The following is an 11,632-nucleotide window of genomic DNA, read 5'->3' as shown; positions in this document are numbered from 1 at the left end:
CCGAGGGGGACCCCAACTCATGCACGCAGACATCTCCCGCGTCACCTTCCGGCCGGAGAGGCACTACTCGGCGGTGATCGCCCAGCAGGGCCGGGTCCAGCTGGACGCGGACGCCAACGAGCAGACGGCGATCCAGCTGCACCGGGCCCGGACCGTCGCCCGCGACCTGATCGGGCAGCACGGCGGCCCCGAGGGCGCGACCGGATTCGCCATCCAGTTCCTCGGCGGCAGCCGGGAGCTGGACGACCTGGCCATCGGCGGCGGCCGCTACTACGTCGACGGCATCCTCGTCGACGCGACCCGCCCCGCCCCGGGCGTACCGGTCACCGAGCAGGCCGTGGACGGCGAGGCCGCCGGCAGTCCCGCGCCGCCGACGACCTGGACGTACTGGGACCAGCCGGACGGCTACCGGGACCCGGAGCGGCCCGGTGACCGGCTGCCCGCCCAGTTCCCGTACCTGGCGGCGCTGCGGGTGTGGGAGCGCGTCGTGACCGCGGCCGAGGACCCGCTGCTGCGTGAGGTCGCGCTCGGCTCGGCCATGCCGGACACCGCGGCGCGGGTGAAGGTGGTCTGGCAGGTGGTTCCGGTGCCGGGATCGGAGCTGGAGCTCGCGGACGGGGCGACGAAGGACCAGGTGCGGGCCGCGTTCGACCAGTGGGCGGCGGCGCAGGCTCCGACGGCGCGGATGGCGGCGCGCAGCGAGCGTCCGGACCGCGCGAACGAGGACCCGTGCCCGGTGCCGCCGGACGCCCGCTACCGCGGACCGGAGAACCAGCTGTACCGCGTGGAGATCCACGAGGGCGGGGCGGCGAAGGACGCGACGTTCAAGTGGTCGCGGGAGAACGGGTCGGTGACCTTCCCCGTCGACGAACTGGACGGGACGTGGGTGGAGTTGGCGTCGCTCGGCGGCGACGACAAGCTCGACCTGAACGTGGGTGACTGGGTCGAGTTCACCGACACCGCGTACACCAGCCGCCGCGAGCCGCAACCGCTGCTGCGGGTCGAGGAGCTGGACCTGCCCGGCCGCCGGGTGAGGCTGTCGGACGAGCCGCACCCCTCGGTGGGCCGGCGTCCCGAACTGAACCCGTATCTGCGGCGCTGGGACCACCGGCCGCCCACGGGCCGCGGCAAGGCCGGCGCGTCGAGGACACGCGGCGGGGCGCTGCGCCTTGAGGAGGGTGTCTGGCTGCCCCTGGAGGACGGGGTGTTCGTGTACTTCGAGCCCGGACGCGCCTACCGGTCGGGGGACTTCTGGACCGTGGCGGCGCGTACGGCGACCGGCGACGTGGAGTGGCCGACGGACAGCGCGCGGCGTCCGCTGCTGCGTTCGCCGCAGGGCGTCGAGGTGCACTACGCGCCGCTGGCGTGGGTGCTCGGTGAGGGGTCGGTCGCCGATCTGCGGCAGTCCTTCGGATCGTTGGCGGCGCCGATCCCCGCGGCCGACGCCGAGGCGCTGGCGGCCGAGGCGAGCGCGGAGGAGGAGGCCGTGGCGGCGGAGCGTGCCGCGCAAGGCGGTTCGGCGGACGCGGAGACCGGGCAACACGATCAGGGACGGCCGGAGAACTGACGGACTCCTTGGGAAGGAGCACCACCATGGCGACACCCCTGTCGGCCGACAGATTACTGAAGGCGCTGCGCAACGAGGGACTGCGGGTGGTCGAGCACCGCAGTTGGCGCACGCACAACCGCAACCACAAGGGACCCTGGGGCCCGGTGAACGGCGTGATGATCCATCACACCGTGACGAAGGGCACCGAGAGCTCCGTCGAGCTCTGCTACAACGGCCACTCCAGTCTGCCGGGGCCGTTGTGCCACGGTGTCATCGCGAAGGACGGCACCGTCTACCTGGTCGGCAACGGCCGCGCCAACCATGCGGGACTGGGCGACGACGACGTCCTGCGCGCGGTCGTCAACGAGTCGGCGCCGCTGCCCGCCGACAACGAGGCCAACACCGACGGCAACCGGCACTTCTACGGTTTCGAGTGCATCAACCTCGGCGACGGCAAGGACCCCTGGCCCGCGGCGCAGCTGGAGGCCGTCGAGAAGGCGGCCGCGGCGATCTGCCGGGCGCACGGCTGGTCGCACCGCTCGGTGATCGGGCACAAGGAGTGGCAGCCGGGGAAGGTCGATCCGCGCGGGTTCACGATGGACTCGATGCGCAGCCGGATCAGGGAGCGGCTGGGCGGCGATCCGGACGGCCCGGCGACGCCGCCGCCGGCTCCGCGGTACGAGCCGTTCCCGGGCGCCGCGTTCTTCCAGGTGGGCCGGCGCAGCCCGGTCATCACGGCGATGGGCAGGCGGCTGGTCGCCGAGGGATGCGGCCGCTACGAGGTGGGTCCGGGCCCGGAGTGGACCGAGGCCGACCGCAAGTCGTACGCGGCGTGGCAGCGCAAGCTCGGCTACTCGGGCAGCGACGCGGACGGCATTCCGGGCAGGACGAGCTGGGACAAGCTGAAGGTGCCCAACGTCTGACGTGGCCGTGGCGGCGGCCGCGCACCCTGGGGGTGGGCGGCCGCCGCCCTGTGTCAGGTGCGGCTCGCGGTGCAGTCCGCCGGGGTGGGCCTGCCGGTGGGCCAGGCGAGCCCGACGAAGCGGATGCGGCCGGGGGCGTCGGGTGCGAGTTCCACGACGGAGACCGCCTTGTTGTACGGGTTGCCGTAGTTGTCGAGACAGATCCAGCCGCTCGCGCCGTCCACCTTGCCCATGCCGTGCAGCCGCAGCCAGGAGTCGCTGATGCGGCTGAGGCCGGGGATGACGGGGTCGCCGTCGTCGCGCATCCGGATGGCGGTGACGGCGGTGAGGCCGGCGTCGTAGAAGGTGATGGTCCGTGAGTCGGTGAGTTCCACCTGGCCGATGTCTCCGACCGCCTTGCTGTGCGCGAGGTCGGCGAGGGTGCGGTAGGCGGCCGCGGAGCCGCCGGTGGCGGGGGCCTGCGGTCCGGTCCAGGCGTCGGGGTGGGCGACGGCCGCGTACTGGAGGGTCACGCCCTTGCGGAAGGCGTTCCAGTCGAGCAGCTTGTCCGAGGAGAGCGTGGAGGCGCCGGAGCCGGTGATGACGGTGTACTTCTTCTCGGTGCAGCCCCGGTTGCCGAGTTCGTTGACGAACTGCCGCAGCTGGACGGGACGTCCGGCGAAGTAGATGACCCTGGCGGCCGAGGTGCAGATGGTGTCGACCATCTGGTCGAAGGCGTTGGCGGTGGTGCCTTCCTCGTGGAACTCGTCGGGTGCGCGGTACTGCTCGGGTGCGCGCGGCGATCCGAGGGTGCGTTCGGCGAAGGCCCGCTTGAGGGCGTCGACGTAGTTGTCGCCGGTGCGGATGTCCTCGACCACCAGGGTGTGCTTCGGGTCGATGTCCTTGTTGAAGTGGGACAGGGCCTTGGCCTGGTCGGTGGTGGTGGGCACGACCCGGGCGAGGCCGGGGTAGGCGTCGGGCCGTTCGGGGCTGTTGCCGGAGTCGTCGGCGGTGATGGGGCCGCCGACGACGGGGATGCCGCGCTCCCGGGTGAGGTAGCCGATGGCCGCCTGGGTGGTGGCCGTGGAGACGTCGAAGCCGATCACGGCCCGGAGGTTGTCGGTCGGGGACTCGGACATCTCGCCGAGCTGTTCGGCGACGGGCCTCCAGTGGGCGTGGCTGCGGCCCGGGTTGGCGAGCAGGAGCCGGATCGCGGGCTTCTTGCTGTTGGAGTCGTGGTTGGCGCGGTACTGGGCGAGGTAGGCGCCCTGCACCTCGTGCAGGGTCTTGTCCTGTTCGAAGGCCTGGGCGGGCGCCATGGGCAGCATCACCGCGACGGACACGTGTGGTTCGTCAGCGATGCGATCGTTCTCCGCCTTGATCCGTGCGCTGACCTCCTTGAGGTTGGCGGCGAAGACGTAGCTGCCGTCGGTGACGCCCGTGCACTCCCTGCTTCCCTCGGGGCCGCGTTCCTCGATGCCCTTGCCGCAGGCCGGATCGGGTCCTAGGACGACGATGCCGGTCCACACGGCCGCGCCGAGGACGGCGAGGGCGACGACGAGGGCGGCCGCCTTGGTGAGCGGTCCGCCGGGGAGTCTTCGGATGAACGAGGTCATGACGCGGCACCTTCCTGGACGGGCAGGTCGGGGGCCTGAGTACCGGCTCTCAGACGGGCCGGCCAGGCGGCGGACGCCTCGCGGTAGGGGCCGTGCGCGGCCTTGTTGCCGTACAGCGTCTCCAGCGCGATGCGGACGGTGGTCAGTTCGTCCTCCCGGGGGGCGAGGGTGAGCGGGTCGGACAGCCGCCACAGCAGGGGCACCAGCGACGCCACGGCCTCGTGGTGGGGGCCGGGGACGTCGCTGCCACAGGCCGTGCACGACAGGGCGGGGCTCCCGGCAGGGGGCTCGTAGCCCTCGCGGGGATGGGGGGCGGCACAGATCACATTGAGCGCGGTGAGCCACTCGGCGGGCGGGGTGACGGTGAACCGGTGGTGCAGTACGCACACCACCTCGTCCACTCGGCCGAGGGCGAGGGTGTGGTGCAGGTAGGTGTCGCCGCGCGGGTCGCACAGGGAGCGCAGGCGCAGCTGGGTGTCGCGCCAGCGCTCGTGGGTCATGGTGGCGGCCAGCCGGTGCCGCAGCAGCAGGTCGAGGGCCCGGTCGCCGTCGAGGCAGGACCGGGTGCGGTAGTCGTCGGCCTCGCGGACCCGGGCGGCGACCAGGTCGCCGGAGTGGTCCTCGGGATGGGCGAAGGTCCACAGACCGCGCCGGGTGCCCGCGTCGGCCGCGGCGGACAGCAGCACCAGACGGTCCCGCAGCACGGGGTCGGGCAGCAGTTTGGCGAGGAGTGCGGGCCCGGCGTCGTCGAGCAGTTCCCGGCTGCGTATCGTGCCCGTCTCCTGGACGCGGCGGACAGCCGCGTCCGCGAGGATCCGGGCGGCGGCGGCGCGCCCACCGCTGAAGCGGGCGACGACGCGGGGCAGGTGGTCGGGGTAGTCGACGCGGCTGAGCATCTCGGCGATGTCGGCCGGTCCTACGGCGGGGATGCCGAGGACGAGGGGCCGGTCCTGCGGGACGGCGTCGCCGCCGGCCTCGCCCAGCGGCGGATGCCCCTCCCCCCTGCCGAGGAGGGTGGCCAGGGTGACGGGCCGCGTCGGGTCCTTGCCGGGGGCGTCCCAGCCGGCGTCGAGCAGGCCGAGGAAGGTGCGTCCGACGTCGGTGTGGGCGTTGTCGAGGAGCAGCAGCGGCCTGGGCTTCTTGTTGAGGCGGCGCAGCCTGCCGTAGTTGGCGTCGACGTCGTCGAGAAGGGCGGCGACGAGGTGCCTCTCGGCGGTGCGCCGGCGGTCGTCGAGCCTGCGGAACCCGCGGACGAACTGGAACAGCCGTTGCAGGGAGTCGCCCTGGTAGCCCTGGGAGCTGTGCAGCCGGCCGCCCCACCAGGCGAGCGCGCCCTTGTCCGGTTCGCTCTTGAGGAGCTGCTGGCGTGCGGTGTCGAGGACGATTCCGGCGATGGAGTCGAGGCCGGGGACGGCGGACAGGACCTGCGGGAGGTTGTCGCTCACGACGTCGAACCAGCGGCCGAGGCTCTCCCTGCGGCGGCGCACGTCGGGGTCCTCGGCGGTGATGAAGGTGCGCAGGTCGGCCTCGGCCCGCCGCAGGTCGGGGGGCCGCACATCGGTCTCGTCGCTGTTGAGGGGACGCCAGGCGGTGACGACGAGGAGGCCGAGCGACAGCCTGGGGAAGGCCATGAGACGGCCGAAGTGCCGCACGTCCAGGCCGAGTTTGTAGGCGAGCAGGTACAGCAGGTGGGTGATGTGGGAGGCGTTGGGGACCTCGTCGTCGCTGAGTTCGGCGACACCCGGCTCGCCGAATCCGGGGGCGCCGAGGTCGACGCGCGCGAGCGGCACCCGGCCGTTGTAGGCGTCGTGGACGGCCCCCAGCAGCGCGGTCTTGCCGCTGCCGCGCCCGCCGACGATCCGCACCAGGGGCGCGCCCCTCGGATAGGCGAAGGGGACCTGGTAGGCGTGCGTGGGGTGCAGTCCCACCAGCCGGGGGACGAAGTCCTCCTGCAGGGCCTGCTGACCGTACAGTGTCCCGCCCATGGCGCTCCCCCGCCTCCCCCTGCCCGCTGCGCATCATGAGATCAACTCGCCGTGCACAGAGGGAATTTACCCGACATACGCCCGCTCGGCAGGGGGTTGTGTACGCCGGTGTCACCTGCCGCTCGACCGTGACGCCGGCAGTGTGCGCGCCGACGGGCCGAGGTCAGAGCTCGCGGAGCGCCGGCAGGAGCTTCTTCCCCGCCCAGTCGAGGAACGGCCCCTGCCGGTCCCCGCCGATCTGGACGAGGGCGACCTCGGTGAATCCGGCCTCCGCGTAGGGGCGTACGGCGTCGACGAAGGCGTCCACGTCGTCGCCGCAGGGGATCTGTCCGGCGACGTCCTCGGGGGTGACGAGTGCGGTGGCCTGCTCGAAGGACTTCGGCCCGGGCAGTTCGGCGTTGACCCGCCAGCCACTGAGCGCCCAGCGGAACTGGTCGTGGGCGCGGGCCACGGCGGCGTCGCGGTCGGCGTCGTAGCAGACGGGCAGCTGGCCGATGCGGGGTTTGCCGGCGCCGCCGTACCGGTCGAAGGCGTCGAGCAGTTCCTTCTTCGGCTCGGTGGCGATCACCAGGTCGGCGTTGTTCCCGGCGACCTCGCAGGAACTCTCGCCGGAGACGGCGATGCCGATGGGCACGGGCTGTTCGGGCACGTCCCACAGTTTGGCGTCGACGACGTCGAAGTGGGGTCCGTGGTGGGAGACGTGTTCGCCGTCGAGGAGCCTGCGGATGATGTCCGTGGCCTCCTCCAGCTTCTCCAGGCGCTCGTGGGCGCTCGGCCAGCCGCCGCCCACCACGTGCTCGTTGAGGTTCTCGCCGGACCCGAGGCCGAGGCGGAAGCGGCCGTCGGACAGCAGCTGGACGGTGGCGGCCTTCTGGGCCACGACCGCGGGGTGGTAGCGGGTCGTCGGGCAGGTCACGAAGGTCATGAGCGGGATGGTCGAGGTGGCCTGGGCGGCCGCGCCGAGGACGGCCCAGGCGTACGGCGCGTGGCCCTGGGAGTCGAGCCAGGGGAAGTAGTGGTCGGAGATGACGGAGAAGTCGAAGCCGGTCGCCTCGGCGCCGGCCACGTGGCCGATGAGCTCGCGGGGCCCGGCCTGCTCGGTCATCATCGTGTAGCCGATGCGCACCATGTGCTACGCCTCCTCGTCCTTGCCGTGCCACAGCGTGGTGACGTTGCAGAACTCCCGGATTCCGTGCCCGGACAGCTCGCGCCCGTAGCCGGACCGTTTGACGCCTCCGAACGGCAGGGCGGGGTGGGAGGCCGTCATGCCGTTGAAGAAGACGCCGCCCGCTTCGAGGTCCCGCGAGAACCGCTCGATCTCGGCGTCGTCGCGGGTCCAGGCGTTGGAACTGAGTCCGAAGGGCGAGTCGTTGGCGAGGGCGACGGCCTCGTCGGCGCCGGCCACGCGGTAGAGCGTGGCCACCGGCCCGAACGCCTCCTCCCGGTGGATGCGCATCGCGTCGGTCACACCGGTGAGCACGGTGGGCTCGTAGTACCAGCCGCGGTCGCGGCCGGGCGGGCGCCGTCCGCCGCACTGTGCGGTGGCTCCCCGGGCGAGCGCGTCGTCGACGAGCTGTTCGAGGTCCTCGCGGCCCTTCTCGGTGGCGAGCGGACCCACGTCGGTGGACTCGTCCATCGGGTCGCCGACGGTCAGGTCCCGCATGGCGGCGGTGAACCGGTCGCAGAAGGCGTCGTGGACGTCGGCGTGGACGATGAACCGTTTGGCCGCGATGCAGGACTGGCCGTTGTTCTGCACGCGGGCGGTGACCGCGGTGGCGACCGCGCGGTCCAGGTCGGCGGAGGGCATGACGATGAACGGGTCGCTGCCGCCGAGTTCGAGCACCGTCTTCTTGACCTCGTCTCCGGCGACGGAGGCGACGGAGCGTCCGGCCGGTTCGCTGCCGGTCAGGGTGGCGGCGGCCACGCGCGGGTCGCGCAGGATCTTCTCGACGGCGTCAGGACCCACCAGCAGCGTCTGGAAGCAGCCTTCCGGGTAGCCGGCCCGGCGGAACAGGTCCTCCAGGTAAAGGGCGGTCCGCGGCACGTTGGACGCGTGCTTGAGCAGGCCCGTGTTGCCCGCCATCAGGGCGGGAGCGGCGAAGCGCACGACCTGCCAGAGCGGGAAGTTCCACGGCATGACGGCGAGGACGACGCCGAGGGGCCGGTAGCGCACGGTGGCGCGGGCCGCTCCGGAGTCCGTGACGTCGGCCTCCGGCGGGTGCTCGTCGGCGAGGAGTTCCTCGGCCCGGGCGGCGTACCAGCGCATCGCCTTGGCGCACTTGGCCGCCTCGGCGCGGGCGGCGGCCAGTGGTTTGCCCATTTCGGTGGTCATCGTGCGGGCGATGCCCTGCTGGTCCTGTTCCAGCAGGTCGGCGGCGCGGCTCAGCAGGCCGGCCCGCTCGGCGAAGGACGTCGTGCGATGCCTCGCGAAGGCCTCGGAGGCGAGCCGGACGCGCCGCTCGATCTCGTCGGGACCGTAGGCGTCGAAGGTCTCGAGCGTCTCCCCGGTCGCGGGATTGACGGTGGCGATGGGCATGGTCGGTCCTCCTGGGCTCGGGTGCCGGGTGGGGCGCCGGTGTGTCGGGCCGAGCCGGTCACTGATGGATGCCGCTGGTCAGCCGCAGCTGCACGTCCTTCTCCTGGTCGCCGGCCGCCATGCCCTCCTCCTGGACCTCGAAGCTGGTCGCGAGCATCTCCTTCATGCGGTCCACGGCCCAGTAGCCGCCCTGCATCTCGACCGTCACGGGTGCCGCGAGCCGTACCGGCTCCCCCTGGCCGAGGGGGTGGGAGACGTCGAACGTGGTCGTCCACACGGTCTCGTGACCCTCCATGACGTGCCGGGGCACCTCGGACTCGTCGCGGTCCGAGGGGTACGCGCGGCCGAGGGCGCGGAAGACGGCGTCCGCGTCCTCGGTGGAGCAGCCGGTGACCGTGACGACGACCGACTCCGTGTGCTCCTGTGCAGTGTTCACCGTGATTCCCGCCTTCCGTTCCTGTCCCGTGGTGGCCGACCTGTCCGCGCCCGGCGGCGCGCCCTCCCCGTCTCCTCAAGCCTCGCTCCCAGGCCGCGGCGGTGCGAGCGGGCCGGGTCCGGGCGTGGGGAGACGGCCCCCCGGGGGACGTCGGGTACCCAGGCGGCGGGCGACGATGCCTGGTCCGCGGCCGGTGAGGGGTGACAGGGACAGCGGTCGGCGGAAGATGCGGCGGGCAGACTGATGCCCGGCATGCTCGTCATCGCGATCGGCTACGGCGCCGGGCTCGGGCTGAGGAGCGCCGCCTGGCGGACCGTCGTCGTGTCGGTGGTGATCGGGGCGGGCATCGGGCTCGCGTACTCCTCGCTGCCGACGCTGATCATCGGCGCGGTCGACGCGTCGGAGACCGGGGCCGCCAACGGGCTGAACACCCTGATGCGGTCGATCGGCACGTCGGTCGATCGCGGTGATCGGCATGGTGCCGGGCCACACCTCGGTGCGCGCGGGCGCCGAGGTGCCGAGGTGCTCGGCTTCCGGCCGGCGTTCCTGATCGCCGTGGGCGCCGTGCCGGCCGGACTGGTGTATGCGGCGTTCCTGCCGTCGCGCAAGGAGGGCGGGCCGGCCGCGGCTGCTCGCGGCCGGTCCTCGGGATGCTGCCGCCGACCTGCCGTCCGGCTTCCCCGGCCACGTGCGGACGCCGGGGGCACGCCGGTGGCGTACGCCCATGTGACGCTGATCGACCGGTCCGCCCCCGCCAGGCGGGCCTGGCCGGGGCGGACGCGCAAGGGCGTTTCTCCCTCCCCGCGCCGCCCGAGGGGAGGTGTGTGCCGGCGGTGACGGCGCCCGGGGACGCGCCGCATGCGTTCAGGGCGGTGTACGAGCGGGAGGGCGCGGCGGCCGAGTACGACGTGACGCTGACGGCCACGCAGGTCGGCCAGGGCACGCCGTCCGGGCCGGCGAAGGGCTGACCAGCCAACGCGCGGGGGGCGTCCGGGCGATCCGCAGCGCGGGGCGACCGGGCGGCCCGGCGGCGGCGCGGCCGTAAGGAACGGCGTCCGCGCCGGCGCGTGCCGATGACCCGGCTCCCGCACGGGCCGGGCGAGCGGCCACAGGCAGCAGCGCCCGCTGAAGGGACACCCCGGCCCGTGGCCGCCACCGGGCGAGACCGCCCCGACGGACCGCGGGGCAGCACCGCTCTCAGGAACGGCGTCCGCCGCTCCACGGGCTCGGGCACAGGGCCCTCAGGACAAGACGTCTGTATCCGCGCGGGGCCGGCCGCGCTCGGCGGCAGTGCCGGGACGCCGGACCCAGGCGAGCAGTGTGAGGGAGGCGACGGCCGCCAGCGCGCACCAGGTGGACACGAACGCCGTTCGCCACAGCAGGGCGCAGGCCACGGCACCCGCCCCGGTGAGCACGCCGAGCAGCCGCAGGATGCGGTCCGGGGCGAGCAGCAGCGAGCCGACGGTGGCGACGAGGTAGCCGGTCAGCAGCCAGGCCGGGTACGGCAGGCCGACGGCGTAGCCGACGGTGTGGCCGCGGATGTCGGCGGTCACCGTACGGGTGGCCAGCACATGGGCGAGCACCGCCGAGGTGGCCACGCCCACGGCCACCGGTACCACCATCCGTACGCGGGCCCGCGCGGGCGCGGCGGCGAGCACGCCGAGCGGGACCCAGGCGGCGAGCACCGGCAGGGCGATGACGGCCCAGGCGGTGGTGGCGGGTCCGGCGCCGCCGCCTCCGGCCCACAGGGCGGCCTCGACGATCTGGTGGGCGCCGAGCAGCAACGGCAGTGCGGCGAGCGGCAGATCGTGCGTGCGGCCGCGGCGCACGGTCGTCGCGACGCAGGCGGCTCCCGCGGCGGCGATACCGGCACCGGCGGCGAGGTCGGCCGTGGCGCTCCAGCACATGGGGTCACCGTACGACGGTCGTGATCCGGACACCGGCGCGCGCTGCGCGAAGGGGAGTGATCGCGGCATGAGGGTGCCGCCGGGCGGGTCGCCGGTCGTTCTCGCGTGCCCCGGAACGTGTGGCGCAAGGGCGTTGTCAGTGCGGCACGAGATGCTTGACGGCCCGACACCTTCACGAGGGGAACCGCGAGATGAACGATCCCGAGCTCGCCGCCGCGCAGGCGTACGTACGGCTTCTGCAGACCACCCGGGCCCTGCTCGCCGATCCACGCCGGGCCCCGACGGCGCTTCCCTTGCTGTCCGCACCCATGGCGGAGGCCGACGAGGCGCTCAGCGCGGTCGGACTGGCGGGCAACGAGGCCGGATTCTTCCGGCTCGTGGCGGACCTGCACACGACCCCCCGGCAGAACAGGAGCGCCGCCTGAGGCGGCTGCCCTTCGCCCGGCGGCCGGCCCCTGGGTACGACACCCGGGGCCGGCCGCGCGGGCTGCCGAAAAGCCGCTGTCCGTCTCACCGGACGCGGGCGTCGCCGGAGAAGCACGTGTATCGCGAAGTGACCGGCGTGACGGCCTTTCGGGCGCCCGGGCACCGTTGCCAGAAGCGCGCGGGCCCCGCCCGCCCGCGGCGGGGCCCACCGACCGCTCACCCCACGGCCAACACCCCGAGGGCGGGCGCGTCGGGCGGGCCCACCGGCCAGGCCA

General features: G+C 73.4%; 10 protein-coding genes and 1 pseudogene. 5 read left to right on the top strand and 6 right to left on the bottom strand.

Annotated elements, in window-relative coordinates; all coding sequences use genetic code 11:
• The first annotated feature begins 19 nt into the window (after positions 1 to 19).
• Together AB0K02_RS30850 and AB0K02_RS30845 are read left to right on the top strand one after the other, a co-directional pair.
• The gene (locus AB0K02_RS30850; protein WP_365995880.1) at positions 20 to 1,567 is read left to right on the top strand and encodes a DUF6519 domain-containing protein; all 1,548 of its coding nucleotides are present in this window, start codon (positions 20 to 22) and stop codon (positions 1,565 to 1,567) included.
• A 26-nt stretch (positions 1,568 to 1,593) separates the two neighbouring features.
• Positions 1,594 to 2,472 carry a peptidoglycan-binding protein gene (locus tag AB0K02_RS30845; RefSeq protein WP_365995879.1) on the top strand — a complete coding sequence of 293 codons (879 nt, stop codon included), beginning with the start codon at positions 1,594 to 1,596 and terminating at the stop codon, positions 2,470 to 2,472.
• Positions 2,473 to 2,525: 53 nt separating this feature from the next.
• Here the strand turns inward: AB0K02_RS30845 and AB0K02_RS30840 are convergent, their stop codons facing one another.
• The 5 genes from AB0K02_RS30840 to AB0K02_RS30820 all read right to left on the bottom strand — a co-directional run bounded on the left by AB0K02_RS30840 (position 2,526) and on the right by AB0K02_RS30820 (position 9,024).
• Positions 2,526 to 4,067 (bottom strand): hypothetical protein, encoded by a 1,542-nt coding sequence (locus AB0K02_RS30840; RefSeq protein ID WP_365995878.1) that lies wholly within the window; start codon positions 4,065 to 4,067, stop codon positions 2,526 to 2,528.
• Positions 4,064 to 6,052, bottom strand: a complete 1,989-nt coding sequence (locus tag AB0K02_RS30835; protein WP_365995877.1) for a hypothetical protein — start codon at positions 6,050 to 6,052, stop codon at positions 4,064 to 4,066. Before AB0K02_RS30835 ends, AB0K02_RS30840 begins: the two co-directional genes overlap by 4 nt.
• 163 nt (positions 6,053 to 6,215) lie before the next feature.
• Positions 6,216 to 7,181 (bottom strand): TIGR03557 family F420-dependent LLM class oxidoreductase, encoded by a 966-nt coding sequence (locus AB0K02_RS30830; protein WP_365995875.1) that lies wholly within the window; start codon positions 7,179 to 7,181, stop codon positions 6,216 to 6,218.
• A 3-nt stretch (positions 7,182 to 7,184) separates the two neighbouring features.
• The gene (locus AB0K02_RS30825) at positions 7,185 to 8,588 is read right to left on the bottom strand and encodes an NADP-dependent succinic semialdehyde dehydrogenase (protein WP_365995873.1); all 1,404 of its coding nucleotides are present in this window, start codon (positions 8,586 to 8,588) and stop codon (positions 7,185 to 7,187) included.
• A 58-nt stretch (positions 8,589 to 8,646) separates the two neighbouring features.
• Complete coding sequence (locus tag AB0K02_RS30820) at positions 8,647 to 9,024, bottom strand: hypothetical protein (RefSeq protein WP_365995871.1); 378 nt, start codon at positions 9,022 to 9,024, stop codon at positions 8,647 to 8,649.
• A 240-nt stretch (positions 9,025 to 9,264) separates the two neighbouring features.
• Between AB0K02_RS30820 and AB0K02_RS30815 the strand changes: the two are divergent.
• Both AB0K02_RS30815 and AB0K02_RS30810 read left to right on the top strand, forming a co-directional pair.
• Positions 9,265 to 9,633: pseudogene (locus AB0K02_RS30815) on the top strand (MFS transporter); the annotation flags it as partial.
• Between the two features lie 224 nt (positions 9,634 to 9,857).
• A complete protein-coding gene (locus AB0K02_RS30810; protein ID WP_365995870.1) occupies positions 9,858 to 9,992 on the top strand; it encodes a hypothetical protein in 135 nt (44 codons plus the stop codon).
• A 273-nt stretch (positions 9,993 to 10,265) separates the two neighbouring features.
• On the opposite strand, the gene AB0K02_RS30805 is transcribed toward AB0K02_RS30810, so the two are convergent.
• Entirely contained in the window at positions 10,266 to 10,931 is a 666-nt protein-coding gene (locus AB0K02_RS30805; RefSeq protein WP_365995869.1) for a DUF6629 family protein, read from the bottom strand.
• Between the two features lie 191 nt (positions 10,932 to 11,122).
• Here AB0K02_RS30805 and AB0K02_RS30800 point away from each other — a divergent pair, with 191 nt between their 5' ends.
• The gene (locus tag AB0K02_RS30800) at positions 11,123 to 11,356 is read left to right on the top strand and encodes a hypothetical protein (protein WP_365995868.1); all 234 of its coding nucleotides are present in this window, start codon (positions 11,123 to 11,125) and stop codon (positions 11,354 to 11,356) included.
• The last annotated feature ends 276 nt before the right edge of the window (positions 11,357 to 11,632 follow it).

The sequence above is a fragment of the Streptomyces sp. NPDC049597 genome, from assembly GCF_040675505.1.
Lineage (GTDB): Bacteria > Actinomycetota > Actinomycetes > Streptomycetales > Streptomycetaceae > Streptomyces.
Note: the sequence above shows the minus strand (reverse complement) of the source record. Positions and strands in the feature narration are given on the sequence as shown.